General features: G+C 40.4%; 1 tRNA gene. It reads right to left on the reverse strand.

The window, feature by feature from the left end:
* Positions 1 to 108 precede the first annotated feature (108 nt).
* Positions 109 to 184: transfer RNA gene (locus H3U97_RS11395), tRNA-Ala, on the reverse strand.
* Positions 185 to 203: the final 19 nt, after the last annotated feature.

Below are 203 nucleotides of genomic sequence, written 5' to 3' on the forward strand. Positions count from 1 at the left end.
CGTTTCTTTCAGCTTGTTCCTAATTGTTAAAGAGCTTTATCTTTCTATTCATTCGAATATCAAATAAATACAAACATAATTTTTTATAGATAAAAGAGATTTCTTTAATGGTGGAGCTAAGCGGGATCGAACCGCTGGCCTCCTGCGTGCAAGGCAGGCGCTCTCCCAGCTGAGCTATAGCCCCATTGTCTCACTTCATCAAC

Source organism: Gilliamella sp. W8128 (assembly GCF_016100545.1).
In the GTDB taxonomy this organism is placed as follows: Bacteria; Pseudomonadota; Gammaproteobacteria; order Enterobacterales; family Orbaceae; genus Gilliamella; species Gilliamella apis.